Source organism: Romboutsia sp. 1001285H_161024_C4 (genome assembly GCF_015550185.1).
GTDB classification, from domain to species: Bacteria; Bacillota; Clostridia; order Peptostreptococcales; family Peptostreptococcaceae; genus Romboutsia_C; species Romboutsia_C hominis.
In genome coordinates, this window is the sequence record NZ_JADNAJ010000002.1 from 551751 (window position 1) to 577287 (window position 25537).

General features: G+C 26.7%; 29 protein-coding genes and 1 riboswitch. Of the genes, 23 read left to right on the forward strand and 6 right to left on the reverse strand.

The features are described 5' to 3' along the window. Positions 1–179 precede the first annotated feature (179 nt). Positions 180–1610, forward strand: a complete 1431-nt coding sequence (locus tag I1959_RS06220) for an alanine/glycine:cation symporter family protein (RefSeq protein WP_092924990.1) — start codon at positions 180–182, stop codon at positions 1608–1610. Between the two features lie 65 nt (positions 1611–1675). On the opposite strand, the gene I1959_RS06225 is transcribed toward I1959_RS06220, so the two are convergent. Then, positions 1676–2080: a hypothetical protein gene (locus tag I1959_RS06225; RefSeq protein ID WP_243240001.1), complete on the reverse strand. Its 405-nt coding sequence runs from the start codon at positions 2078–2080 to the stop codon at positions 1676–1678. Between the two features lie 255 nt (positions 2081–2335). On the opposite strand from I1959_RS06225, the gene recQ reads away from it, so the two are divergent. The 12 genes from recQ to I1959_RS06285 all read left to right on the forward strand — a co-directional run bounded on the left by recQ (position 2336) and on the right by I1959_RS06285 (position 12222). Next, the gene (recQ, locus tag I1959_RS06230) at positions 2336–4795 is read left to right on the forward strand and encodes a DNA helicase RecQ (RefSeq protein WP_195237450.1); all 2460 of its coding nucleotides are present in this window, start codon (positions 2336–2338) and stop codon (positions 4793–4795) included. Positions 4796–5023: 228 nt separating this feature from the next. After that, the gene (locus I1959_RS06235; protein ID WP_195237451.1) at positions 5024–5872 is read left to right on the forward strand and encodes a DegV family protein; all 849 of its coding nucleotides are present in this window, start codon (positions 5024–5026) and stop codon (positions 5870–5872) included. 212 nt (positions 5873–6084) lie between these two features. Continuing rightward, positions 6085–6846 (forward strand): threonine/serine ThrE exporter family protein, encoded by a 762-nt coding sequence (locus I1959_RS06240; protein ID WP_092924998.1) that lies wholly within the window; start codon positions 6085–6087, stop codon positions 6844–6846. Between the two features lies 1 nt (position 6847). Then, positions 6848–7342: a threonine/serine exporter family protein gene (locus I1959_RS06245; RefSeq protein ID WP_092925000.1), complete on the forward strand. Its 495-nt coding sequence runs from the start codon at positions 6848–6850 to the stop codon at positions 7340–7342. A 131-nt stretch (positions 7343–7473) separates the two neighbouring features. Next, positions 7474–7791, forward strand: coding sequence for a heavy metal-binding domain-containing protein (locus I1959_RS06250; RefSeq protein ID WP_092925002.1), 318 nt, complete (start codon positions 7474–7476; stop codon positions 7789–7791). Beyond that, on the forward strand, positions 7784–7936 hold the full coding sequence (locus I1959_RS06255; RefSeq protein WP_176698662.1) for a hypothetical protein: 153 nt from the start codon (positions 7784–7786) through the stop codon (positions 7934–7936). Before I1959_RS06250 ends, I1959_RS06255 begins: the two co-directional genes overlap by 8 nt. 204 nt (positions 7937–8140) lie before the next feature. After that, the gene (gene yqeB / locus I1959_RS06260; RefSeq protein ID WP_240275685.1) at positions 8141–8941 is read left to right on the forward strand and encodes a selenium-dependent molybdenum cofactor biosynthesis protein YqeB; all 801 of its coding nucleotides are present in this window, start codon (positions 8141–8143) and stop codon (positions 8939–8941) included. Positions 8942–8967: 26 nt separating this feature from the next. Continuing rightward, positions 8968–9768, forward strand: coding sequence for an XdhC family protein (locus I1959_RS06265; RefSeq protein ID WP_195237452.1), 801 nt, complete (start codon positions 8968–8970; stop codon positions 9766–9768). Between the two features lie 20 nt (positions 9769–9788). Beyond that, entirely contained in the window at positions 9789–10298 is a 510-nt protein-coding gene (locus I1959_RS06270; protein ID WP_092925008.1) for a MogA/MoaB family molybdenum cofactor biosynthesis protein, read from the forward strand. 39 nt (positions 10299–10337) lie between these two features. Beyond that, positions 10338–11291, forward strand: coding sequence for a GTP 3',8-cyclase MoaA (gene moaA, locus I1959_RS06275; RefSeq protein WP_166505712.1), 954 nt, complete (start codon positions 10338–10340; stop codon positions 11289–11291). A gap of 1 nt (position 11292) precedes the next feature. After that, positions 11293–11760 carry a cyclic pyranopterin monophosphate synthase MoaC gene (gene moaC / locus I1959_RS06280; RefSeq protein WP_176579610.1) on the forward strand — a complete coding sequence of 156 codons (468 nt, stop codon included), beginning with the start codon at positions 11293–11295 and terminating at the stop codon, positions 11758–11760. Positions 11761–11775: 15 nt separating this feature from the next. Then, positions 11776–12222 carry an MOSC domain-containing protein gene (locus I1959_RS06285; RefSeq protein WP_176579609.1) on the forward strand — a complete coding sequence of 149 codons (447 nt, stop codon included), beginning with the start codon at positions 11776–11778 and terminating at the stop codon, positions 12220–12222. Here I1959_RS06285 and I1959_RS06290 read toward each other — a convergent pair. Further along, positions 12219–12980 (reverse strand): lysophospholipid acyltransferase family protein, encoded by a 762-nt coding sequence (locus I1959_RS06290; RefSeq protein WP_195237453.1) that lies wholly within the window; start codon positions 12978–12980, stop codon positions 12219–12221. The genes I1959_RS06285 and I1959_RS06290 overlap by 4 nt on opposite strands. Before the next feature lie 231 nt (positions 12981–13211). Between I1959_RS06290 and I1959_RS06295 the strand changes: the two genes are divergently transcribed. From I1959_RS06295 to I1959_RS06310, 4 genes are all read left to right on the forward strand, one after another. Continuing rightward, positions 13212–13487 carry a hypothetical protein gene (locus I1959_RS06295; protein ID WP_195237454.1) on the forward strand — a complete coding sequence of 92 codons (276 nt, stop codon included), beginning with the start codon at positions 13212–13214 and terminating at the stop codon, positions 13485–13487. A gap of 317 nt (positions 13488–13804) precedes the next feature. Continuing rightward, positions 13805–15229 carry an SH3 domain-containing protein gene (locus tag I1959_RS06300; RefSeq protein WP_195237456.1) on the forward strand — a complete coding sequence of 475 codons (1425 nt, stop codon included), beginning with the start codon at positions 13805–13807 and terminating at the stop codon, positions 15227–15229. A gap of 173 nt (positions 15230–15402) precedes the next feature. Next, on the forward strand, positions 15403–15939 hold the full coding sequence (locus I1959_RS06305) for a biotin transporter BioY (RefSeq protein WP_092925022.1): 537 nt from the start codon (positions 15403–15405) through the stop codon (positions 15937–15939). Positions 15940–16002: 63 nt separating this feature from the next. Beyond that, complete coding sequence (locus I1959_RS06310) at positions 16003–16194, forward strand: hypothetical protein (protein WP_092925024.1); 192 nt, start codon at positions 16003–16005, stop codon at positions 16192–16194. A gap of 20 nt (positions 16195–16214) precedes the next feature. Here the strand turns inward: I1959_RS06310 and I1959_RS06315 are convergent, their stop codons facing one another. Further along, positions 16215–16760: a helix-turn-helix domain-containing protein gene (locus I1959_RS06315; protein WP_092925026.1), complete on the reverse strand. Its 546-nt coding sequence runs from the start codon at positions 16758–16760 to the stop codon at positions 16215–16217. A 197-nt stretch (positions 16761–16957) separates the two neighbouring features. Here I1959_RS06315 and I1959_RS06320 point away from each other — a divergent pair, with 197 nt between their 5' ends. The 4 genes from I1959_RS06320 (at position 16958) to I1959_RS06335 (ending at position 20895) form a co-directional block, all read left to right on the forward strand. Next, positions 16958–18211, forward strand: coding sequence for a GntP family permease (locus I1959_RS06320; RefSeq protein ID WP_195237457.1), 1254 nt, complete (start codon positions 16958–16960; stop codon positions 18209–18211). A 204-nt stretch (positions 18212–18415) separates the two neighbouring features. Next, complete coding sequence (locus I1959_RS06325; RefSeq protein WP_092925030.1) at positions 18416–18976, forward strand: hypothetical protein; 561 nt, start codon at positions 18416–18418, stop codon at positions 18974–18976. A 21-nt stretch (positions 18977–18997) separates the two neighbouring features. Then, the gene (locus tag I1959_RS06330) at positions 18998–19420 is read left to right on the forward strand and encodes a MarR family winged helix-turn-helix transcriptional regulator (protein WP_092925032.1); all 423 of its coding nucleotides are present in this window, start codon (positions 18998–19000) and stop codon (positions 19418–19420) included. Positions 19421–19638: 218 nt separating this feature from the next. Further along, entirely contained in the window at positions 19639–20895 is a 1257-nt protein-coding gene (locus I1959_RS06335; RefSeq protein ID WP_092925034.1) for a cation:proton antiporter, read from the forward strand. Between the two features lie 173 nt (positions 20896–21068). Here I1959_RS06335 and I1959_RS06340 read toward each other — a convergent pair whose 3' ends face one another. From I1959_RS06340 to I1959_RS06350, 3 genes are all read right to left on the reverse strand, one after another. Next, positions 21069–21374: a DUF1540 domain-containing protein gene (locus I1959_RS06340; protein ID WP_166505706.1), complete on the reverse strand. Its 306-nt coding sequence runs from the start codon at positions 21372–21374 to the stop codon at positions 21069–21071. 72 nt (positions 21375–21446) lie between these two features. Beyond that, positions 21447–22664, reverse strand: a complete 1218-nt coding sequence (gene gltS, locus I1959_RS06345) for a sodium/glutamate symporter (RefSeq protein ID WP_240275690.1) — start codon at positions 22662–22664, stop codon at positions 21447–21449. An 80-nt stretch (positions 22665–22744) separates the two neighbouring features. Beyond that, complete coding sequence (locus I1959_RS06350; RefSeq protein WP_195237459.1) at positions 22745–23251, reverse strand: thioredoxin family protein; 507 nt, start codon at positions 23249–23251, stop codon at positions 22745–22747. A gap of 147 nt (positions 23252–23398) precedes the next feature. Beyond that, positions 23399–23457: riboswitch (Fluoride riboswitch) on the forward strand. 52 nt (positions 23458–23509) lie between these two features. On the opposite strand from I1959_RS06350, the gene I1959_RS06355 reads away from it, so the two are divergent. After that, positions 23510–24760, forward strand: coding sequence for a cation:proton antiporter (locus tag I1959_RS06355; protein ID WP_195237461.1), 1251 nt, complete (start codon positions 23510–23512; stop codon positions 24758–24760). A 27-nt stretch (positions 24761–24787) separates the two neighbouring features. Next, positions 24788–25537 (forward strand): nitroreductase family protein, encoded by a 750-nt coding sequence (locus I1959_RS06360; protein ID WP_195237471.1) that lies wholly within the window; start codon positions 24788–24790, stop codon positions 25535–25537.

Here is a 25537-nt window from a genome sequence, read left to right on the forward strand (position 1 = left end):
GGAAAAATTAATTATGCAAAAAATGACTTGAAAAGTATTGAAAATATAGTTATAATGAATAAAAAAGAAATATTAATTCAAAAATATTTATTAGCCAGTAATTTTTGAAATATATAATAATATTTTTAAAAAGGGCAATTATATAAAAGTATTTATAATTAATTTAGGAGGGATTGAAATTGGAAAATTTAAATAGCTTAATATTAAGCATTAACGATTTTATATGGACATATATATTAATAGCTATGTTAGTAACACTTGGAATTTACTTTAGTGTTAAGACTAAGTTTGTACAATTTAGATATTTTAAAGAAATGTTTAAGCTTTTAGGAGAAGGTGCATCTAAGGAAAATAAAAAAGAAGGACAGGTATCGTCGTTTCAAGCATTTTGTATAAGTACTTCATCTAGAGTTGGAACAGGTAACATTGCAGGGATTGCTATGGCTGTTGTAGTTGGAGGACCTGGTGCTATATTTTGGATGTGGATAACAGCATTAATAGGTTCTGCATCAAGTTTTGTTGAAAGTACATTAGCACAGATATTTAAGATAAAAGACAAAGATGGATTTAGAGGTGGACCTGCTTATTATATAGAACAAGGGCTAAACAAAAAATGGATGGGAATATTATTCTCTATTCTAATAACTATATGTTTTGGATTTGTATTTAATGCTGTTCAAGCTAATACAGTTTCACTTGCATTTAATTCAGCATTTGGAATTGATAGATTAACTATAGGGATAATAATTACAATACTTACAGCAATAGTTATATTTGGAGGAGTTCATAGAATAGCTAAAGTATCTGAGATAATAGTTCCAATATTTGCAGGACTTTATATATTAGTAGCGTTATTTGTAGTTGTAATAAATATAGGTGAAATACCAAATGTACTTAAGCTTATAGTTGAAAATGCCTTTAATTTTAGAGAAATGTCAGTAGGTACGACAGCAGGAATAATACTTACTGGAGTAAAAAGAGGACTATTCTCAAATGAAGCTGGTATGGGTAGTGCACCAAATGCAGCAGCAACTGCAGATACATCACATCCTGTTAAACAAGGATTAATACAAACACTTGGAGTATTTACAGATACTATCTTAATTTGTACATGTACAGCATTTATAGTACTTTTATATCCAGGATACTCAACTAGTGGATTAAGTGGAATAGAGTTAACTCAAGCAGCACTATCTTCTCATATAGGAAGTTTTGCACATATATTTATAGCTTTATGTATATTCTTATTTGCTTTTAGTTCAATAGTAGGTAACTATTACTATGGAGAATCAAATATAGAGTTTATGAATAGCAATAAAACTGTTTTAAATATATTTAGAGTGTTAGTTGTATGTATGGTTTTATTTGGTTCAGTAGTTCAAGTAGATGTAGTTTGGAATTTAGCAGATGTATTTATGGCCCTTATGGCTATAATAAACTTAATAGCAATAGCTCTTTTAGGAAAATATGCTTTTATAGCACTTGAAGATTATACTAATCAAAAGAAAAATGGAATTAAAAGTCCAGTATTTGATGCATCAAATATAAAAGGACTTGAAAATGTTCAGTGTTGGAACAATACTGAAATAAGAAAAACAAAGAGTATGTAATATTGAATAAATTTAAGTGCCTTTTAATTAAAAGGCACTTTTTTAGTTAAAATCATTAATTTTAATTATAATTCATAGCTTTCTAGGTATCTACAAAAATCATGAAACTCATCTATATTTTTAATTTCTTGTAAGTTTCTAATATCAATAATTACATTACTAGGAATATGCAACATAAACTCCATATCAAATAGCTCACACTCTATAAATCCTTTTTTGTAGTCATATTTATAAGGTATATATTTATTGAAATTTTTTTCAAAATACTTTATTTTAGCATAACATAACTTGTGTATATAAAATAATAAAGCTAGAGTTGAGTGATTTTTAGCAAACTTATTGGAAAAATATTTAACTTTAGGGTATTTCTTATGGTTTGATTCCCAATATAAATCATCATTTAATTGAAGGTTATATTTTTTTAGTAGATTATATTTTTCTTTAGAAAGATATTCGGTTTCTTTTAACATAAATTCCTCCAGTATTAAGAGAATTTAATATATTATTACTACTTAATAATATGAATATTGAAAATTTTAAATACATAATATAAGCTTTTTCTATAATGAAGTTAAATTATATATAGATATTAAATATATAAATTTTGTAGTTACTAAATAGTTAAAATTAAAATCTTGTGGTAAGATAAAGTAAATTAATAGAATTAAAATTAATTAAGATCTAAATACTCCAAAGGATATATTATGCAGTTAGGAGGGTTATAAATGAATATTACACCGTTAGATATATTAAATAGGTATTATGGATATACAAACTTTAGAAAAGGGCAAGAAGATATTATAAATTCTATAATTAATAATAACGATGTGCTTGCTATAATGCCAACAGGAGGAGGTAAATCCATATGTTATCAAATACCTGCCATGGTACTAGAGGGAATAACTATAGTTGTATCTCCTCTTATATCACTTATGAAAGACCAAGTAGATACACTAAAGGTTATGGGAATAGAAGCTGAGTACATAAATAGTTCTCTTTCAAATAGTGAATATGAAAAAGTACTTAACAATATAAAAAATGATAAATGCAAAATATTATATGTAGCACCAGAAAGGTTAGATAGTTCTGATTTTTTAACAGTAATATATGATAAAGTTGTATGTCAAGTTGCAATAGATGAGGCACACTGTGTATCACAATGGGGACATGATTTTAGAGTAAGTTATAAAAAAATACCATATTTTATAAATAACTTAAGAAATAGACCAATAGTAACGGCTTTTACAGCTACAGCAAGTGATGAAGTTAGAAAAGATATAGTAGAAGTACTTAATTTAAATAATCCAAAAGTATTTATATCAGGGTTTGATAGAGAAAATTTATCTATAAATATAATTAAATCCCCTGCTAAAAATAAATACTTATTAGATTATGTTAAAAATCATGAAAATGAATGTGGGATAATATATGCATCAACTAGAAAAGAAGTAGAAAATATACATGATGGACTTTTAAAAAGAGGTTATTTAGTATCTAAATATCATGCAGGTCTTAGTAATGAAATAAGAAAAGAAAATCAAGAAAAGTTTATAAATGATGATATTAAGATAATGGTAGCAACAAATGCTTTTGGTATGGGAATAGATAAACCAAATATAAGATGGGTAATTCATTATAATATGCCACAAAGTATAGAAAACTACTATCAAGAAATAGGTAGAGCAGGAAGAGATGGCGAAGAAAGTGAGTGTATATTATTATTTGCTCCACAAGATGTTCATACGCAAAAATATTTAGTGGAAGCGTCCATAGAAAATCCTCAAAGAAAGATAGCTAAATATACTAAACTTCAGCAAATGGTAGATTTAATATATACTAGTGATTGCTATAGAAAATGTATACTAGATTATTTTGGAGAAACTATGGAAGATGAATGCAATAACTGTAGCAACTGTTTAAATGATGGAGAGGTAGTAGATAAGACACTAGATGCTATGATGGTAATATCTTGTATTGCTAGAATGAAAAGAAGCTATGGAATAACCATGATAGTCGATGTTCTTAGGGGTTCTAAAAATAAAAAAGTATTAGAATTAGAATTTGATAAATTATCAACTTATGGTCTTATGAAAAAGTACTCTAGTGAAGATTTAAAAAACTTTATAAATACATTAGTATCACATGGATTTTTAGATATAGTAGAAAATTTAGGACATAGAGGAACATTTCCAACTATAAAATTAAATGAACAATCAATGAGAGTTATAAAAAAGGAAATAAAAGTTGAATTAAAAGAAGCTAAAGCAAGTAAGTCTAAGTATGTAGAAAATGAATTATACGAAGAATTAGTAAGCTTAAGAAGTAATATAGCAAGAGAAGAATCTATAGCTCCATATATGATATTTGGAGATGCAACTCTTAAAGGTATGGCAAGTATTTATGCTACATCAAAAGAAGAAATGCTTAGTGTATCTGGTATAGGCGAAGTAAAGTATGAAAAGTATGGTTCTAGATTTAAAGATGTAATAGAATCCTATATAAATAGAAACAATATTGATAAACAAAAAGTATTAGATAATAATACAAATAAAAAAGACAACACAAAAATTAAAGATGAATATTTTGAAGTTACTACAGATAAAGATCTATATAATATTTTAGATGATTTAAGAAAAGATATAGCAAAAAAGGAAAAGACTATACCTTATATGGTAATTAGCAAAAATTCTTTAAAAGAAATAAGTGGGAGGTATCCAACTACTAAAGAACAATTAAAAGATATAGGTGGTATGGGTCCAGTTAAAATAAATAGATACGGTGAAAGTATATTAGATGTAGTAAATTCATATATAAATGAAAAAAATATAAGACCAGAGTGGGAAGATAAAAAAAGACTTAAGCTTATAATAGATGGAGAAAATAGAAAAAATAATGAAATAGCCCTAGATTTATTGAATCAAGGGAATGATATAAAATATGTATGTGAAGAAATAGAAACATCTCTTTCTACAGTTTTAGGATATATATATGATTATATAAAAGAAGGAAATTGCATAAACTTTAATATAGATTTAGAGAGTATGTATGAACAAAAAGATAAAGCAATGATATTAGATGTATGTGAAAGGTTTTCTGAAGATAAGATAAGTGTAATAAAAAAGTCACTACCAGATTATATAAAGTATGAAAATATCAGAGCTGTAATACTTGAAAAATATATATAAAATATTGAATAAAAAATAGCTTGATGCTAAAAAGTATCAAGCTATTTTTTATGTTAAATTAAATTTTATGTAACTTAATGAATATTTTGGAAATAATCTAAAATATGTAAAAAATTAACTTTAAAATATTGAAATAAAAATATTATTATGCTAAGATATTAATACCTGGTATTAAAACTTAAAGTAATAACTTAGATATAAAAGAAGAGTTAAAAAGTTGGAGGAAAAATGAATAATATAAAAATAATATGTGATAGCTTATCGGATATACCTAAAGAATTTATTGATAAATATGATATAGAAGTAGTACCACTTAGCATAATTTTTAATGGTAGAGAATATATAGATGGAGTAGATCTAACTGAAGATGAATTTTATAAAATGCTAAGGGAAAATGAAAGTTTACCAAAAACATCTCAAGTTACGTATATGTCATTTAAAAATGCATTTGAAAAATACATAGATAAATATGAAGAGATTTTGTATATAGGAGGATCATCTAACGCATCTGGTACATATCAAAGTGCTGTTATGGCTAAAAATGATATAGAAAACAAAAATATACACACATTTGATACATTATCATTATCTATAGGAAGTACATGCTTAGTACTTAGTGCAGCTAAGTTAGCTAAAGAAGGCAAAAGTATAGAAGAGATAATAAAACATCTGACAAATTTAAAAAATAACTTATCTGTTTTATTTACAGTAGAAACGCTAGAGTATTTGCAAAAGGGTGGTAGAATGTCTTTAGCTAAGGCTACAATAGGAAATATGTTAAATATAAAGCCAATACTTCGTTTAGATGAAGGATTAGTTAAACATTTTTCACAAGCGAGAGGTAAAAAACAAGTAATAAACAATATAGTAGAAATTATAAAAGAACAACAAGGTGAAGATTTAACTAATAAGACTATAATAATTGGTTATGGAGATAATGAAGGAGATTTAAAAATATTAAAAAATAATTTATGTGAAAATCTAAAAGTAAAAGACATTGTTGTTGTAAATATAGGAAGCTGCATATGTGCACATACAGGACCTGGAGTGCTTGGAATTGCATGTTGTGATATATAATAATGAAGATAAACTATAAAAGTTATATAATTTAATTTTTATAGTTTATTTTTTTATTTAAAAACATAAATTAACGTATATTGCTTTAGTATTTACATTTAAAAATTCTAAATTTATCTAAAATTTTAATTATTATAAATATACAAAAACATAATATAAAAAATAAATATTATGTTATAATGGAATCTGTGTGAATTTAAGGGGGGTGTATTATGAACATTGATAGAATTTTAGATTTTTCATCCAATGCAGGAAGACTTATGCTTCAAAGTGGAGGAGAAACGTATAGAGTAGAGGAAACTATATCAAGGATCTGTCAGTCTTTTGATGTAGATGAAGTAGAAGTATTTGCAACACCTACAGCGGTAATGGTTTCTATATTTCTTAATGGTAAGATATATTCAGTAGTTAAAAGGATTAACTCAAGAGGTGTAAATTTAAATAGAGTTCATAATATAAATTCTCTTTCGAGAAAGATATATCATGATAAGTTAAGCATAGATGAATGTGAACTAGAACTAGAAAAAATATGTAAGGATGATATGTATAAGGATAATATAGTATTATTATTTTCAGGTATATCAACAGCTATGTTTACATTATTGTTTGGTGGTAATTTTAATGCTATTTTAGGATCTTTTATAATTGGTATCATAATAAAATATATATATAACAAATTAAGCAAATCATCATTAAATGAATTTTTTATAAATAGTTTATGTGGAGGAGTAGTAGCTATATTTTCTGTATTAATGTATGATATTGGTTTTATACATGAGATAGATAAAATAATAGCTGGAAGTATAATGCTTTTAGTTCCAGGCCTTGCACTTACAAATTCTATAAGAGATATTATGCAAGGAGAATTAATATCAGGGCTTACTAAGGTCGCAGAAGCTTTATTAATAGGTGTATCTATTGCAGTTGGCACAGGATTTGTAATAAGTATGTATCTTCAGATGGGAGGGATGTAGTATGATTATAGAATCAATAGCATCTTTTTTTATAGGAATAGGATTTGGAATTATATTTAATATAAAAGGAAAGCGACTAATAGTAGCAGGAATAGGTGGAGGCATAGCTTGGTTTTCATACAAATTTTCCCTACATTGTATAGGATCAGATGTAATATCATATTTTATATCTGCTATATGCTTTAGTATATACTGCGAAATATGTGCAAGAATATATAAAACACCAGCTACAACATTAAGTGTATGTTGCCTTATTCCTTTGGTTCCAGGATATGGAGTATATAATACAATGTATCAGTTTATAGTAGGAGATTATATGAAGGCTATAGAATATGGGGTAAATACATTAGCAATATCTGGTGCATTAGCATTAGGTATAATATTTGTATCTACTATATTTAGAAATATAAAGCTAGGAAAGTTTATAGGAAAAAGTACTAAAAATAAAAATAACTCTAGTATAAAATCAGGAGAAAATAATTTAGAAATAGTTTAAAGAATACCGATAATTTTTATCGGTATTTTTTTATATTAAAATAGTAAAGTTTATAGAATAAAATAGGTGAATAATATATACTCATTAGTAATAGGAAAATATTTTAGTATAAAATAAGATGGAGGATATATATGTTAATATTAACTACAGAGTGTATACCAGGTAAGAATATTATAGAAGTTAAGGGATTAGTAAAAGGAAGTACAATTAGAGCAAAGCATATAGGAAAAGATATAGGTGCAAGTTTTAAGCAATTAGTTGGTGGAGAACTTACAGGATACGATGAGATGTTAGCAGAAGCTAGAAAAATAGCAATAGCTAGAATGGTAGAAGATGCTAAAGCACAAGGTGCTAATGCGATAATTGGGTTTAGATTAACATCAGCAGCAGTTATGCAAGGAGCTGCTGAAATGTTAGCATATGGTACTGGAGTTGTTATTGATGAGTAATATAGGGCTCATAATAGCTTTAATACTTGCTATAGGAACACCTTTTGTTATTATAGTTGGAAGTATAGTACTTATTATAGTTAAAATAATAGAAAGAAAAAAAGAAAAGAAAAATGAAGATTTTGATAAGTATGATAAATATTAAACTAGAAAGTATAGCTATACTAATAGGTGTAGCTATACTTTTTTATTGTATAAAAGTTTATTTTATATAAAAATTAAAGCTTTTAATAAACATTATTATATAAAATATTTACGAATTATAATGTATTAAAAAATATAAATGTATTGTATAATACTATTAATAAAAATATTTATATTGATAAATGTTTGGAAGGGTGGTCGAAATATGATAGTAGTAAGAGGTGCAGGAGATTTAGCCAGTGGAGTAATACATAGATTAAATAGATGTGGGTTTGATGTGGTTTGTTTGGAAGTTGAAAAACCATTGGCAATAAGGCGAAATGTAAGTTTTAGTGAAGCTGTTTATGAAGGAGAATTTAGTGTTGAAGGTGTTTGTGCAAAGCTTTGTAATAATATAGAGGAGATAAAAAAAGCTATAAAAGATAAGAATGTAGCTTTAGTTGTTGATGAAAAAGGAGAGTATATAAAATATTTAAAACCGGATATAGTAATAGATTGTATTCTAGCTAAAAAAAATTTAGGGACAAATAAAGATATGGCTAAGCTTACTATTGCATTAGGTCCAGGATTTTGTGCGGGTAAAGATGTAGACATAGTAATTGAAACTATGAGGGGTCATAATTTAGGAAAAATCATAAATAGTGGATATGCTCTAAAAAATACATCTACACCAGGAGTTATAAATGGTATAGGAAAAGAAAGAGTCGGGTATGCAAAAGAAAGTGGTATTATAGAAAATATAGCTAGTATAGGAAGTGTAGTAAAAAAAGGAGAAGTACTAGCTTATATAATAAACAAAGATAATGAAAAAATTGATGTAAAAGCAAATATAGATGGAGTTTTAAGAGGAATTATAAGAAATAAGTCTAATATAGTAAAAGGATTAAAAATACTAGATATAGACCCAAGAATTGAAGAAGTTAATAATTGTTATACAATATCAGATAAAGCTAGATGTATAGCTGGAAGTGTTTTAGAGGAAGTTGTAAGATTTTATAATAAATAGTCAAAAGCTAGATAGGAGAAGTAATTATGGATGAGATGATATTAGACAGAATAAGTAAAGAAGTGAAAGGTGGAAATAAGGTAGCTTTTGCAACTATAACTGAAGTAAAAGGTTCTAGTCCAGGAAAAGTAGGTGCTACACTAGCGTACTTTAATGATAAAAGTATACTAGGAACTGTAGGCGGAGGAATATTAGAACACGAAGTAATAACTGAATGTAAAAAAGCATTAGATAGTGGGGGTGATAGAGTATTTAAACATGCTTTAGATGAAAACTCTAAAGATACTCCTATGCAGTGTGGTGGAAGAGTTTGTGGCTTTATAAAAGTATTTAAACCAAGACCAAGACTTTTAATAGTCGGAGGAGGACATGTAGGTTATAATATATATAAAATTGCAAATACATTAGACTTTTATAAAATAATAGTAGATGATAGAGTAGAATTTGCAAATAAAGAAAGATTTGAAAGTGCAGATGAAGTATATTCTGGAAATATAGATAATATATTAAATGATATAAATATAGATGAAAACACATACGTAATAATTGCAACTAGAGGATATGAAAAAGATTTAGAGGCATTAAGAGAAATAATAAAGAAAAATCCTTCTTATATAGGCATGATAGGAAGTAAGAAAAAGTGGAATACATTAAAAGGAGAACTTTTAAAAGAAGGTGTAGAAAAAGAATTATTAGATAAGGTATATGCACCTGTAGGTCTTAATATATCGTCAAATGATGTTTCAGAAATAGCCTTTGGTATAATGGCTGAATTATTATTAGTAAAAAATAAAGGGGAATTATCACATAGAAAACATACTAAATAATATAAAATTGGGAGGTAAATATGTTTAAAGTAGCTATAGTAACACTTAGTGATAAAGGATATATAGGAGAAAGAGAAGATATAACGGGAAAAAAGCTAAAAGAGTATATAGAAGAAAATAATGAATACAAAGTAGTACATTATAATCTGTTAAAAGATGATAAGGGCATGTTAAAAGAAGAACTTATAAATATTTGTGATAATAATATAGCTGATTTGGTACTTACTAATGGAGGAACAGGTTTTTCTAAAAGGGATACAACACCAGAAGCTACAAAAGAAGTTTTAGAAAGGGAAATTCCAGGTATAAGTGAATATATGAGATTAAAATCTAGTGAAATAACTAAAAAAGCAATACTTAGTAGAGGAATAAGTGGTATAAGAAACAATTCTATTATAATTAACTTGCCAGGAAGCCCTAAAGGTGCAATAGAAAATTTAGGGTTTGTGTTAGATGTATTACCTCATGGAATAGAAATATTAAAAGGTGAGGCAACAGAATGTGCCATTACAACTAAAAATAGTATATAATTAGTTATATAAAATAGGCAAAAAAGAGGGTAGCTAGTTATGATTGATAAATATGGAAGAAATATAAATTATGCACGTATTTCTTTAACTGAAAAATGCAATCTAAGATGTGTTTATTGTATGCCAGATGATGTAAGCTTTAATGAATACGAAAATACACTTAGTTTAAATGATTATAAATTTATTATAAATGGATTATCGCAAATAGGAATAACAAAAATTAGATTTACAGGAGGAGAACCTTTATTATATGAAGGTTTATCAGAAATTATAAGATACACTTATGAAGAATGTAATATAAAAGATGTAGCTATAACTACTAATGGAATAGGTCTTTATGATATGGCATATGAATTATATGAAAGTGGTCTTAGAACTGTAAATATAAGTCTAGATTCATTAAAAGAATATAAATATAAAAGTATTACTAGAAATGGAGATATAAAAGAAGTATTAAAATCTATATCTAGATGCTTAGAACTTGGAATGAAAGTTAAAATAAATTGTGTACTTATAAGTGGATTTAATGAAAATGAAATACCAGACTTTATACTTATGACAAAATTTAATAATATTGATGTAAGATTTATTGAACTTATGCCTTTAGGAGAGGCTAGTAAAATATATAGAAATGGATATGTTAATATACAAGATGTGATAAGTCAAATAGATGGATTATATAAAATAGAAAGTAGTGAAAATTCTACTGCTAAATACTACAAATTAGAAGATTCAATGGGAAGAGTTGGAATAATAACTCCTATGTCATGTTCGTTTTGTAGTGAGTGTAATAGGATAAGAATAACTCAAAATGGAACTATTAAATTATGTCTTCATTCAGAAGAAGAGTATGATATAAAATACTACTTAAATAAGCCATTAATTTTTAGAGAAGTATTAAAAGAGATAATATTAGACAAACCAGAAAGACATTACTTAAATGAAAATAAAGTTAGTGATACTAAAAGGAGTATGTATCAAATAGGAGGATAATATGCTAACTCATATAAATGAAAAGGGATATGCAAAAATGGTTGATGTAGGAGATAAAGAAAATACAAAAAGAACTGCAACTGCAAAAGCTAGCATATTAGTAAATAAAGAAATAATAGATAAGATATTAAATGGACAAGTTAAAAAAGGTGATGTATTATCAGTAGCACAGGTTGCAGGAATAATGGGTGCTAAAAATACACCAATGAATATTCCTATGTGTCATCAGATAAATTTAGTAGGTTGTGATTTAGATTTTAATATAGATGAAAAAGAGAATATAATAAATATATATGCAACGTGTAAATCAGTGGGAAAAACTGGTGTTGAAATGGAAGCTTTAAGTGCAGTAACAATAGCAGCACTTACAATATATGATATGTGCAAAGCTATAGATAAAAAAATGGTAATAAAGGATGTACATCTGCTAGAAAAAAGTGGTGGTAAGTCTGGAAATTTCAAATTTTAAAAAAGGATGGGGAGTATGGCTAAGATCGTATCTATAAATATAAGTGAAAAAAAAGGTGTAGTAAAAGTACCTGTAGATAAAGCTACTTTAAAAATAAATCATGGAATAGTTAATGATGCACATGCAGGAAATTGGCATAGACAAATATCGTTACTAGCAAAAGAAAGTATAGATAAAATGAGAGAAAGAGGATTTGATCATTTAAAATTTGGTGATTTTGCAGAAAATATAACAACAGAAGGAATAAATGTATACAAACTTCCTGTAGGAACTAGATTAACTCTAGGTGAATGTGAAGTAGAAGTAACTCAAATAGGTAAAAAATGCCATGGAGGATGTGAAATAAAAAGAACTACAGGTGACTGCGTTATGCCTAGAGAAGGTATATTTGTAAAAGTTATAAGTGAAGGAACTATAAATATAGGTGATGAAGTAAAAATATTAAAAGAGAGTATGGTTTAAGCCATACTCTTTTCTTCTTTATAGTTAAACTCTAACATTTTATCTTCCATTTTATTTTTTATATGGTCAGCTAATATACTAGATTTTAACTTAGTATTATCTATATGTTTGTATATAGGGTCTAAAAATTCAACCTCTATAGATTTTGAGTGAATTTTGCCAATAGGCTCATAACCATCATAAATACCTTGAGAGTTTTTTATAACTAAAGGAACTATAGGACAATTTGCCTTATAAGCTATTTTTAAAGCACCACTTCTAAAAGTTGATACTAAAGAATTAGGTTCTTTTACCCAAGTTAAATCTCCCTCTGGAAATATTGCCATACTGTGTCCTAAAGTTATATTTTTAGATGCTTGTATAATACTTTTTATGCCTTCTCTATTATTTTTTCTATTTATGTATACACATTTTATAAGTTTAGTCCAATCTCTTAGTATAGGAATATTTTTCCAAATAGGCTCATCTGCTATAACGCATCCAATAGGTCTATCTACACTAGATATTAGTATAAAACTATCTAACATACTAGAATGATTTACAACAAATAAAACTGGCTCATTAGGGATTTTTTCTTTTCCTAAAATATTTACATCTATATCAACTAACTTTAGTGATTTTAGAGCATGTGATTTTAATACATTAAATTGTTCATTTGATGAATATTTACCAGGATTATTTTTATATTTAAGCAACTTAGGCAAAGTTCCTAAAAAGCCAATGAACTGATAAATTGCAAATTTTATATAATTAAACAAAACTTTCATCCCCTTAAATATTATAATTAAAGATTTTATCATAAAATTATTATAAACTCAAAATAAAAAATATGTTCAATTAGTAATAAAAAAAGTATGTATAAAATATAGATTAAGTATAAGTTTTTATATTACATAAAAATTATATTCCCTTAAAGGATTTTAATAAACATAATTTTGGAAATATGTGATTAAAAATTTTAAGAAAATATATTAGTAAGGAGTATTTATATGGGGAAAAATATAAAAAGAGTATATGATGAAAAACTTTTAAGAGTAAAAGTCTTATCTCATAATGGAGATAAAATTCATATAAAATTACCCGTAAACTTTGTTAAAAAAATGATACAAAATAACGCATTAGACTTTTTTAATGACTTAGATGATATAATTGATGGTAAAAAACTTATAAGCTTAGCTACAAAAGCATTAGATGAAAATATAAGTGGCGAAGTTGCACACCTAGAAAGAAGTAATGGCGATATTATAAAAATAATATTAGATTGACACTAAGAATTTCTTAGTGTTTTATTTTTTTGTAAAAAATAATATAGGACTAAAAAGATAAATATAAAAAATAAAAAAAGTTAGAAATAATACTATAATCCGACAAAAATATATAGAAAATAATAAAAAAAGTTAATTAAAATTAAAAATCAAACAATATTATACCCATTTTTACTCAAAATAATAAAAAAATATAAAAAATGTAAAAAAATTCATAACAAATTTACAAATAAAGTATATAATATATATAAGAATTATTTTGAGAATAAAAACTTTAAATTATATATTGTATAAGAAATAAAAATGGGAGGTTAAAAATGTTAGATAGAAAAGTGGCAGTAGCAGTATGTGCTACTACAGTAGGACTAGCTATGGGGACTACAGGTGCATTTGCAGATGGAAAAACAGGAACTGTAACAGTTAGTACACTAAATATAAGAAGTGGACCTAGTACAAGTTATTCAATAGTAACAAAAGTTCATCAAGGAGATAAACTTGAAATATTAGAAAGCTCAAATGGATGGCATAAAGTAAAACTATCAAATGGAAAAATAGGATGGGGAAGTGGAAGCTATATAAGTATATCTGGTTCAAGCAGCAACAATAGCTCAAACCAAATAACAGGAAAGACAGGAACAATAACAACTGAAGCTTTAAATATAAGAAGTGGTGCATCTACATCTCATTCTATAGTAACTAAGGCTTATAAAGGAGATCAAGTAAAGATATTAGAAAGCTCAAATGGATGGCATAAAGTGCAACTTTCAAATGGTAAATCAGGATGGGGCCATGGTGGATACATAAGCTTATCTGATTCAAATGCAGGTTCAGGAAACAATGCAAATAATGGTGGAGAAACTTCTACACCAGTTACAGGAAAAACTGGAACAATATCAACAGCAGCTTTAAATATAAGAAGTGGCCCAAGTACTAGCTACGGTATAATAACTAAAGCTTATCAAGGTGACAGAGTAGATATATTAGAAAAAAGCTCAAATGGTTGGTACAAAGTAAAATTATCAAATGGAAAAATAGGATGGGGAAGTGGAAGCTATATAAGCTTATCTAACTCAAACACAGGTTCAGGAAATAATAATAGTGGAGAAATTTCTACACCTGTTACAGGTAAAAAAGGAACAATAACAACAGCAGCTTTAAATATAAGAAGTGGCCCAAGCACTAGCTATGGCGTAATAACTAAAGCTTATCAAGGTGATAGAGTAGATATATTAGAAAGCTCAAATGGATGGTATAAAGTAAAATTATCAAATGGAAAAGTAGGATGGGGAAGTTCAAGCTACATAAGCTTATCTAACTCAAATACAGGTTCAGGAAGTAATAGTAGTTCAGACAATGGACAAACATCTCAAAGCAAAGTACAAAAGGTATTAAGCACAGCTATGGCACAACTAGGAAAGCCATATGTATGGGGAGCAGAAGGACCTAATAGCTTTGACTGTTCAGGATTAACTTACTATGTATATAAGCAAGTTGGAATAACATTACCTAGAGTTTCAACAGCTCAATATAGTGTAGGTAGATCTGTAAGTTGGAATAACTTACAACCAGGAGACTTAATGTTCTCTAGTACTGATGGAAGTGGAAGAATAACTCATGTTGGTATATATATAGGTAATGGACAAATGATACATGCTCCAAAACCAGGAGATGTAGTTCAAAAGACTAGTATAAACAATAGTTACTGGAAAAATGCTCACGTAGGAGCTAAGAGAGTTTTATAATAAATAAGGCACCATAGCAAAATTGCTATGGTGTTTTTATTTAAAGTTATAAAAAATAGTTAAATAAAGATATAATAAAGAAAAGTTAGTAATATATAGTTTTAAAGGATTGTACTAAAATGTAGTTAATTTTGGTATAATACTTTTATAGTATAAATACTAAGGAGAAAAATATGAAATTATCAACTAAAGAATTAGTTATATGTTCTATATTTGCAAGTATAACAGCTATACTTGCTCAAATATCAATACCAATACCTTTTACAACTGTACCACTTACTATGCAGATGTTTTCTGTTATGATTTGTGGAATATTACTTGGTCCTAGGTTAGGTTTTTTATCTCAAGTTATATATTTAAGCCTTGGACTAATAGGTATACCTGTATTTTCTCAAATGGGTGGAGGAATAGGTGTATTAGTTGGACCTACAGGAGGTTTCTTAATATCATTTCCTATAGTTTCATATATTGTTGGATATTTTTTTGAAAAATATAAAAATAATATATTACTTTTACTTTCAATGTTAATAGCACTTTTTATAAGCTATATAATAGGTACTTTTCAATTTAGCTTAATAGCAGGAGTAAGTTTTTTTAAAGGTCTACTAACTTGTGTAGTACCATTTTTAATTGTAGATTTTATAAAAGTAGGATTAGCGTATATACTTGGAAAATGTATAAGAAAAAGGATAAACTTTAAAAATATATAAACAGAGATAGTAAAATATATTAATGGGTATATAAGTGGTAAATACTTATAGGGGGAGATTTATTTGGAAAGAGTTTTAGAATTGATAGAAAGAAAATTTTTAAAAGATAGTGAGTTATTAGAATTAGAAGATAGTGAATTTGTAATAAACTTAAAATATAAACAGCCTTATAATGCACACTATAACGAGTATTTAATAACTATAAATATAAATGAAACAATAAAAGAATATAGTGTATATTTAAAACATAGATAAAAAGAGCCATTAGGCTCTTTTTATAATATAACGGCAAATATTACTTTAGTATCATTATTTGTTATATTTTCCCAACGATGTCTAGAACCAATAGGAACTTTAACGCTATCACCTTCATATAAAGTAAATTTATCTTCATCTATGTATAGGTTAGCTTCACCACTTAATATATAAGCTATCTCATATCCTTTATGTTCTATAAAATTAGTACAAGAGCTAGTGTTAGGAGATAGGTTCATTATAGCAAATTCAAAATTATCATTAATTTCTGGAGATAATACTTCATAGACTACATCATTATTTCCAGGAAGAATAACTTTTTTTCTATTATCTTTTCTGACTATTAAATTTCTTTTATCAACTTCAGACATAAAGAAAGTAAATAATGGAACATTTAAAGCAGAGGCTATAGATTTTAATGAATTAACTGAAGGATTAGCAAGCCCTCTTTCTATTTGGCTTAGTAAAGATGGTGTAACACCTGCTAGTTTAGCTAAGTCTCTTATGCTTAAATCTTGTTTTTTTCTTATTTCACAGATTTTAATACCAATATTTAAATCATTCATAATTAATCACCTTAGTTAAAATTTTTATAAAACTTAAACAATATATTTATTATAGCATAAAATGCATATTAATAAATGTTAAATAGAATTTAATTAATTAATATATAGTTGACAAAATAGTAGTAAAAACATAAAATTATATTAAACTTATTAAATAAAATTTAATTAGTTTAATATAATTTAACAGGGGGATTTGTATGCAGATAACAACTTTTGGGGCAATATTTGGACTTTTTACAGCTATAATTCTTATAATTAAGAAATTTCAACCTGTGTATAGTTTAATGTTAGGAGCTTTAGTTGGTGGATTGATTGGAGGTTGTCATTTATCACAAACTGTAGAGTATATGATAAATGGAGCAAAAGATATATCACCATCTATATTAAGAGTTTTAGCATCAGGAGTATTAGCAGGATGTTTGATAAAAACAGGATCAGTAAATAAGATATCTGAAGAAATAATTAAGTTATTAGGAACAGATAAAGCAATTTTAGGAATAGCTATATCAACTATGGTTTTAGCAGGAGTTGGGGTTAACTTAGATGTAGCTATTATAACTGTTGCACCTATAGGTATGTACATAGGAAATAAGTTATCTTATTCTAAAATATCTATACTTTTAGCTTTAGCTGGAGGAGGAAAGGCTGGAAATATAATATCACCAAATCCAAACACTTTAGCAGTATCAGAAAATTTTAATATAACTTTATCAAATGTAATGGCATCAAATATAGTGCCTGCTATATGTGGAATATTTATAACTGTAATATTAACTAAGTTGATTATAGATAAAGGTAGCAAGTTTGAACAAAGTAATATATTACAAGAAAAAAAGGAAATGCCTACTTTATTTAGATCTTTGATAGGGCCTTTAGTATCTATATGGTTATTATTTCTAGGTAATATATCTAGTGTTTCCATAGATCCATTAATAGCACTACCTTTAGGAGGAATAGTTTGTGTAATTGCAACAGGAAATATTAAAAAGTTAAATAACTATTTAGCCTATGGAGTTAGCCAAATGCAAGGAGTATGTATATTATTAATAGGAACAGGAACACTTGCAGGTATTATACAAATGTCTAATCTTCAAAATAGTACAATAACTGTACTTGAAGTATTAAGCGTACCACAATTTTTATTAGCACCAATATCTGGGATGCTAATGTCTTTAGCAACGGCATCATCAACAGCAGGAGCAACTATAGCATCATCAACTTTTAAAGAAGCTATAATAAGTTCAGGATTTTCAGCTTTAAATGGAGCAAGCATTGTAAATGCAGGTTCTAGTGCTTTTGAGCAGTTACCTCATGGATCATTATTTCATACAAGTGCAAAGAGTGTAAATATGGGTATAAAAGAGAGATTTACATTACTTCCTTATGAGATTATGGTAGGGTTTAGTATGACAGTAGTATCGACTTTAATAAATATTATGTTTTTTAAATAAATATATTAATTAAATTGTCTAAATAAAAAAGGTGAATATAAATTCACCTTTTTTATCTAAAAAATGATAATATAAATAATAGCAATATATTACATAAGTATAAAAGTAATAAAGAAATATTTTTCAATTGGTAGAAAAAATAAAAATGGGGTATAAATATCAATAAAAATTATTGATTGTATCAACTAAAAAGGAGGAATATGTATGAATGTATTAGAAATGTTTGTAAAAAATTTATGTGGAGTATTTAATAATGATAAACAAATACATAAACAAAAACAAGAAGGTAATTTAACTCACCCAAAAGCTAAGCATATAAATGGTATAGCAAATGATAAAATAATAAATTTACCAAAAGACTTTAAAGGATATTTTATAATAGAAGAAAGCTATTATGAAATGGGAGAGAGAAAAAATATATTACCTCATTTATTTTTATTTGAATTAAATGAAAATAATCAAGTAGTATTAAAATCATATGAAATACCTAATAATATATCAAAAGAAGATTTTAGAAATGATAACTTAGATTTAAAATTAGATTATAATACTCTAGAAGAATCTAACAAATTTACACCTATGGTATACTTTGAAAAAGACGGAGTATTTGAAGGAGAAAGTGTTAGTTATTTTTCAAAAGAGGTAAAATTTGTGTTAAAAGAGAGAATAGAAAAAGATACATTATATGTAAGTGAAGTTTTTTACAAAAACTCAAAAATAACATTTGGATTTATAGATCCTATCATATATAATAGAGTGAACTAGTAATTTTATAGAGGTGAAAAGGTGGAAATTGAGTTAGTAAATAAGTATAAAATGGAAATAAATAAAGATTTTAGAAAGTATGCAGAAAATGCGTTAAAAGATTATGATTTTGCTATATCAAATTTAAGATACTTACTTTTAATAGAAAGACGTAGTGGAATAAGTTTAAATGAAATAGCTATAGAACTTAATATAGATAAGGCTATGGTAACAAGAGGAATAAAAAAACTTGTAGAACTTGGCTATGTAAATAAAGAACAAGATAAAATAGATACTAGAGTATATAGGCTGACACTAAGCAAAAAAGGTGAGGAAGCTTTAGGTTCATTAAGTGGTATATTTAAAGAATGGTTTGATAAAGTAACTCATGATTTTGATGAAGAAGAAAAAGATATATATATGAAATTAATTAAAAAAGTATATGAAAATAGAGTATATAAATAATTAAAAAGTGTTAAGGTAGATAAATACCTTAACACTTTTTTTGAAAATAACTAAAGTGACTTTAGATATATAAGCTTTTGATAAAATAAAAGGTTAGAAATATTAATATAATAAATTAAATTAATTTTTGTATAAAAAGGTTGACTGCATCAATTTGCGGTAATATAATTAGAATTGTCGACAAAAAACTTACAAAAACGACAAAGGGAGATGATATTATGGAAAATACATTAGAAGCAATTGCAACTAATAGATTGTTACTAATATTTGCTGCAATTGCAATAACAGGTATTGTACTTGGAAAAGTGAGTGAAATAATAAAAGTACCTGATGTTATATTATACTTAATAGCAGGGATAATAATAGGACCAGCAGTCTTAAACCTAATTAGTATAGAATCTTTTCCTATTGAAAATAATTTAATACTTACATTTGGATCTGCATTTATATTATATGAAGGTGGTAGAGAAGTTAAATTAAAAGTACTTAACAAGGTCAAGATAAGTGTAGGAATGCTTGCAACTATTGGAGTCTTAATATCTACTGTAGTTGTAGGAGTATTTGCAGGAAAAATATTTAATATAGAAATTATGACAGCTCTTTTAATGGGAGCAGTTATAGCATCAACAGACCCAGCAGCACTTATACCAGTATTTAAACAAGTTACTATAAAAAATAAAATAAAGCAAACTGTAGTTAGTGAATCAGCATTTAATGATGCTGTAGGAGCTATAATAGTTTCAACTTTACTTGGAATAATAACTAGTGGAGAATTTTCTCTTGGCAAAAGTGCAGGTGAATTATTAATATCTGCATTAGGTGGGGTTGTTGTTGGTGTGGCAGTTGGATATATATTCTCATTATTAATATCAGACAAAAAATGGGGAATATTCCATTCATATGCACCAATAATGTCAGTACTTAAAGTTGCATTAGCTTATGAAGTAGCTACATTATTACATGGTAGTGGATATATGGCAGTATTTATAGCAGGTCTTATAGCAGGAAATAAAAAAATATTTGGACTTTGGGTACCAGAACATGACTTCCATTCAGAGCACTTATTTAGAGAGAGTATAGGAGCATTATGTCGTATGGCGATATTTGTAGTACTAGGAACACAAGTTGATTTAACATCACTTTCTGCTTATTGGAAGGAATCTTTAATAGTTGTATTAGTATTAATGTTTATAGCAAGACCACTTGTAGTTTTAATATGTACAGCATTTGATAAAGAGGCTAAATGGAAATTTAAAGAAAGATTATTTATGATGTGGGTTAGAGAAACAGGAGTAATACCAGCAGCATTATCAGGGATAATAGTATCAATGAAACTTCCTGGATACGAAATAATATCTTCAGTAGTATTTATGACAATACTTGTAACTCTTATAGTTCAAGCAAGTACAACAAAACTAGTAGCTAAGAAACTAGGGGTACTAGAAGAAGTTGAAGAATTAAAACAAGTAGCATAAAAAAAGGGTAGATTGATAAAATCTATCCTTTTTTTACATTAAAGGAAATTACATTAAGCATAAAACTGTTGATGACTCATGAAAATAATATATATCAATAGGTTTGAAAATGTAAAAAATGATATTTTGAGCAACGGACAAAGTCGTTGGCGACATGAGCGAAGCGAATTTTGTTATTTTGTAATAAAAGTTTCGCAGTTAGCATTTTGTGGATTTATCTGAACAAAAGAAGCACTACATCCACCACTTATATTATATTTGCAGTTATCAGCACTGCATGAAATATTTTGAGTACTTGTTAAGGATATATTTCCACCATAATTTGACAAACTAAAAGAAGAAGAGTCTCTAAATGTATCACAATAAGTTTCAGGTGTTATGTAAGCATCATATCCTTCTACTTTTATATGAGAAGCATAGCAGCTACCAGATTTATTGAAAGCACATTCTTTTTCTAGACATAGTAAATTAGTTTCCATATTATTACCTCCTATAGCAAATTATATTTATAGTATGGCAATACTTAAAAATTTTTAATCATTTAAATAAATTTAAGAAAAGATATTTATAAAAAATAATATACAAGGCATAGTAAATACATCAAGTAAGAATGCAGCAACTAAAGGAACTATTAAAAATGCTTTTTTTGATTCACCATATATTTGACATACAGAACTCATATTAGCTAATGCATTTGGAGTAGCACCAAGCCCATGTCCTATAAGCCCACTTACCATAATAGCAGCATCTAAATTTTTACCTAAAACTTTATATACTACAAATATTGCAAATAACACTATAAAAATTGCTTGAGATACAACAATAATTATTATAGGGCCAAATAAACTAGATAGCTTAAATAAATCAATACTCATAAGTGCCATGGTCAAAAATATTCCCAAGGAAATATCACTAAGTAAATTTAAAATATCAAAATCAAGATTTAAAATTTTAAATTTATCATTAGAGTTTCTAAATATTACGGCAATAAATATGCATACACTTATAGTAGGGATTAATATATTAGTAGATGTATATATTATATTAGAAATAAGTTCACCAATATTTATACAAAGAAAAACAACTAAAATTTGTTCTAAGAATGAAGTAGAATTTAAAGTAGAAGTACTTCTAGTTAAAGATATGTTTTTTGTGTATGTTTTTATTAAAGAAGTATTAATATTATTATATTTTAGGTTATTTTTTTCTATAAGAAATTTTCCGACAGGTCCACCTAAAAGCCCTGCAAATATTAGACCAAAGGTAGCTGATGCTATTCCAACACTAGATGCATTTGAAATTCCAAGAGATTCTATAGTAAAGCCAAAGGATGCAGCATATCCATGTCCACCTTCCATTGATATAGTCCCACACATAAGGCCAAGTAAGGGATGTATACCAGTAAATTTAGCTAAAACTACTGCCAGTAGGTTTTGACAAAATGATAATATACCACAGAGTATCCAATATTTAAATAAGTCCTTGCCTCCTTTTTTTATTAATGAAAAGCTAAAAGAAAGACCAACTATAGTAAAGAAAAAAGAAATAAAAAAGCTCATTAAACTAGTATTCATAGTTATAGTACATATATTAAAGAATTTTAAAAGTAAGTTTAATATACAAAATAAAAGACCTCCAACAACGGGAGAAGGTATACAAAATTTATCTAAAATTCTTACTTTATCTTTAATAATACTACCCATTAAAAGCATAAAAACAGCTAATATTAATGTTTGTAAAATATTTAATTCTATAATAATAAAAAACACCCCCTAAATAGTACTAATATAGCTAAAAGATAAGCCATTTATTAAAATATATTAGTACTAGCTAGGAAATATAATAAAAATTATATATTACATATTATATCAAGCAAATCATTAACGCTATCTAGTATATATTTTCCTTTATAGTAATCAAGTTTTATATCATCAAAGTTTTTTACATCTTTAACAGCTTTTGGTCTTTCTTCAAAGTATCCTATAATATTAAAATTTTTATCTAAAACTACTATAGTAGGACCTTTAAAATTTTCTTTATCAATATTTAATATAGGAGATAGAAATTTTTTACCACGAGCCATAGTTATAACAGATATATTAAAGTTTGGATTTAAATCACAAAACTTTTTAAGTATTGTTGTATTTATTTGAAAATCAGGACACCATATTTCTCCTGAGATCAAAAAATTTAATTCTAAATCAATATTCATTATTTTTGATTCAATTTCTTTAGGTAAATTTATTCTAGCATAATTTTTCGGTATTCTAGCTCTTTCTGATTTAGTACCTTCCCCTACAGCACTTTCAAAACTTACTCCTACATCAAAAAGTTCCTTTATAGTCATTTCAATCATAACTAACCCCCCTAGTAATAGTATATAAATATAGTATCACAACAAGCTAATATAAAAAATATATTAAACATTTAAACTAAAGATAATATAAAGTATTATAAAAACAATTTACTATAAAAACATTGTATGATATCATATATAAGTATTAATTAAATAGGCGATGGAGTTCGCCATTAAATGCGAAAGCTAATGACTCCTACTCTTTTTATAAGGGTAGGAGTCTATTTTTTTGCAAATTACAAAATAAAGGAGGAAGTTATGATTATATTAATTAGTTTGGTAATAATAGGGATATTAGCAAATATAAGTGGAAAACTAGTAGAAAAGGTAAAGCTACCATCTTTAATAGGAATGATGGTATTAGGGATGGTGATAGGTCCATCTATATTTAATTTAGTTCCAAAAGAAACACTAGAAGTATCTTCAGGTATAAAAGATATAGCATTAGTTACAGTATTATTTATAGGTGGACTTGGGATAAATGTATCTCAAATAAAGCAAATAGGAAGACCAGCAGTACTACTTAGTATAATACCTGCAACACTAGAAGGATTTACAATAGCATTTTTGTGTACCATATTTTTAGATTTTACTTTTATACAAGGAGCTATACTTGGATTTATAATAGCAGCAGTAAGCCCTGCTGTGCTTATTCCAGCTATGGTATCACTAATTGAGAGAAATTTAGGCCAAGATAAGGCTATACCACAGATGTTACTTGTGGGAGCAAGTTGTGATGATACAGTAGCTATAACATTATTTACAACATTTTTAACACTATATACTAAAAGCTTTACAGGAGAAAGTGTATCTATATTTAATCAAATTATAATGATACCTCTTACTATAATAATAAGCTTAGTATTAAGTTTTTTAATATTTAAAATAAGTAAGTTTATAATATCTAAAGTTGACAATAAAAATATAAAAGTAATAATAGCATTTTTAACATGTATAGGTATGAGATTTATAGAGAAAAATTTACATGTAGAGGTATTTAATTCACTACTTGCTGTTATGATTTATGGATTCTTAATAAGAAACTACATGAAAGATGTTTCTAAAGAAATACTAGACACAATGAATCGACTTTGGAAAATAGGAAAGCTTTATTTATTCACATTTGTAGGAATGGATATAAATCCTACATTAGTAGGAAAATATTTTATAGTAGGAGTTATAATACTTACAATATCATTAAGTGTTCGTTCAATAGGAGTATTTATATCTTTAATAGGAACTAATCTAACTATAAGAGAAAAAGTATTTTGTATGATAGCATATCTTCCAAAAGCAACAGTTCAGTCAGCAAAATCTTCTATACCTTTAGAAATGGGAATAGTAGGTGGTGAGATTATGCAAGCTATTGCAATTTTAAGTGTACTTATAACCGCACCAATAGGAGCTATAGGTATAAATATGACTTGTGATAAAATACTTCATAAAGGTGATAGTAAAGATTTAAAAAAGAGTATAAATATAAAAGAAAAGAATATACAAACTATATAATAAGTTTATATAGAAAGGAGATATTATATGGAAATTAGAAAAGCTTGGATAGAAGCTGTGGATAAAAGAATATCTAGAAGAACTTTTAGCCATAGAGAAATAAGTGATAGTGATATATTAACATTAATTAATTTAATAGATGAGATAAATAAAGAGTCTTCACTTAATATACAGTTTATAAAAAATGGAGATGAAGGTTTAAATGGATTTAAGGCATCTTATGGACTTATAAGTGGTGCTAAATCTTATGTAGCTTTAGTTGGAAATAGTAAAAATTTAAATTATAAGCAAAAAATAGGGTACTATGGAGAAATGATAGTACTTCAAGCTGTAGCTATGGGACTTTCAACTTGTTGGATTGGAGGTACATATGATAAAAAAGAGTGTGAAAAACACATTAAATTTAATGATAAAGAAGAACTAGTGTGCATAATAGCTATAGGTCATTCACCTAAAGAACTTTCTGTAAAAGAGAAGGTTGTAAAATCTATAAGTAGAGGTAAAAATTCACATATTATAATAGAAAAAGATGAAGAATTACCGGATTGGGTTTTAAATGGTATAAATTTTGCTGAAAAATCTCCAAGTGCTTTAAATAAAAAAGAAATAGGATATGAATTAAAAAATAAAAAAGTAAAAGCAGTAATAAAAGAAAAAAATCATAACTATGAAGATGTGGATTTAGGAATATCAATGCTTCATTTTGAAATAGGAGCATATGAAAAAGGCTATAAGGGAAATTGGCACTTTGAAAATGGAAGTTATTTATACTATTAA

What these genes read in the sequence shown, in the direction of transcription:
- I1959_RS06225 (WP_243240001.1), bottom strand. Translation starts at nt 2,080, where the DNA reads ATGTTAAAAGAAACCGAATATCTTTCTAAAGAAAAATATAATCTACTA.
- recQ (WP_195237450.1), top strand. Translation starts at nt 2,336, where the DNA reads ATGAATATTACACCGTTAGATATATTAAATAGGTATTATGGATATACA.
- I1959_RS06235 (WP_195237451.1), top strand. Translation starts at nt 5,024, where the DNA reads ATGAATAATATAAAAATAATATGTGATAGCTTATCGGATATACCTAAA.
- I1959_RS06240 (WP_092924998.1), top strand. Translation starts at nt 6,085, where the DNA reads ATGAACATTGATAGAATTTTAGATTTTTCATCCAATGCAGGAAGACTT.
- I1959_RS06245 (WP_092925000.1), top strand. Translation starts at nt 6,848, where the DNA reads ATGATTATAGAATCAATAGCATCTTTTTTTATAGGAATAGGATTTGGA.
- I1959_RS06250 (WP_092925002.1), top strand. Translation starts at nt 7,474, where the DNA reads ATGTTAATATTAACTACAGAGTGTATACCAGGTAAGAATATTATAGAA.
- I1959_RS06255 (WP_176698662.1), top strand. Translation starts at nt 7,784, where the DNA reads ATGAGTAATATAGGGCTCATAATAGCTTTAATACTTGCTATAGGAACA.
- yqeB (WP_240275685.1), top strand. Translation starts at nt 8,141, where the DNA reads ATGATAGTAGTAAGAGGTGCAGGAGATTTAGCCAGTGGAGTAATACAT.
- I1959_RS06265 (WP_195237452.1), top strand. Translation starts at nt 8,968, where the DNA reads ATGGATGAGATGATATTAGACAGAATAAGTAAAGAAGTGAAAGGTGGA.
- I1959_RS06270 (WP_092925008.1), top strand. Translation starts at nt 9,789, where the DNA reads ATGTTTAAAGTAGCTATAGTAACACTTAGTGATAAAGGATATATAGGA.
- moaA (WP_166505712.1), top strand. Translation starts at nt 10,338, where the DNA reads ATGATTGATAAATATGGAAGAAATATAAATTATGCACGTATTTCTTTA.
- moaC (WP_176579610.1), top strand. Translation starts at nt 11,293, where the DNA reads ATGCTAACTCATATAAATGAAAAGGGATATGCAAAAATGGTTGATGTA.
- I1959_RS06285 (WP_176579609.1), top strand. Translation starts at nt 11,776, where the DNA reads ATGGCTAAGATCGTATCTATAAATATAAGTGAAAAAAAAGGTGTAGTA.
- I1959_RS06295 (WP_195237454.1), top strand. Translation starts at nt 13,212, where the DNA reads ATGGGGAAAAATATAAAAAGAGTATATGATGAAAAACTTTTAAGAGTA.
- I1959_RS06300 (WP_195237456.1), top strand. Translation starts at nt 13,805, where the DNA reads ATGTTAGATAGAAAAGTGGCAGTAGCAGTATGTGCTACTACAGTAGGA.
- I1959_RS06305 (WP_092925022.1), top strand. Translation starts at nt 15,403, where the DNA reads ATGAAATTATCAACTAAAGAATTAGTTATATGTTCTATATTTGCAAGT.
- I1959_RS06315 (WP_092925026.1), bottom strand. Translation starts at nt 16,760, where the DNA reads ATGAATGATTTAAATATTGGTATTAAAATCTGTGAAATAAGAAAAAAA.
- I1959_RS06320 (WP_195237457.1), top strand. Translation starts at nt 16,958, where the DNA reads ATGCAGATAACAACTTTTGGGGCAATATTTGGACTTTTTACAGCTATA.
- I1959_RS06325 (WP_092925030.1), top strand. Translation starts at nt 18,416, where the DNA reads ATGAATGTATTAGAAATGTTTGTAAAAAATTTATGTGGAGTATTTAAT.
- I1959_RS06335 (WP_092925034.1), top strand. Translation starts at nt 19,639, where the DNA reads ATGGAAAATACATTAGAAGCAATTGCAACTAATAGATTGTTACTAATA.
- I1959_RS06340 (WP_166505706.1), bottom strand. Translation starts at nt 21,374, where the DNA reads ATGGAAACTAATTTACTATGTCTAGAAAAAGAATGTGCTTTCAATAAA.
- I1959_RS06350 (WP_195237459.1), bottom strand. Translation starts at nt 23,251, where the DNA reads ATGATTGAAATGACTATAAAGGAACTTTTTGATGTAGGAGTAAGTTTT.
- I1959_RS06355 (WP_195237461.1), top strand. Translation starts at nt 23,510, where the DNA reads ATGATTATATTAATTAGTTTGGTAATAATAGGGATATTAGCAAATATA.
- I1959_RS06360 (WP_195237471.1), top strand. Translation starts at nt 24,788, where the DNA reads ATGGAAATTAGAAAAGCTTGGATAGAAGCTGTGGATAAAAGAATATCT.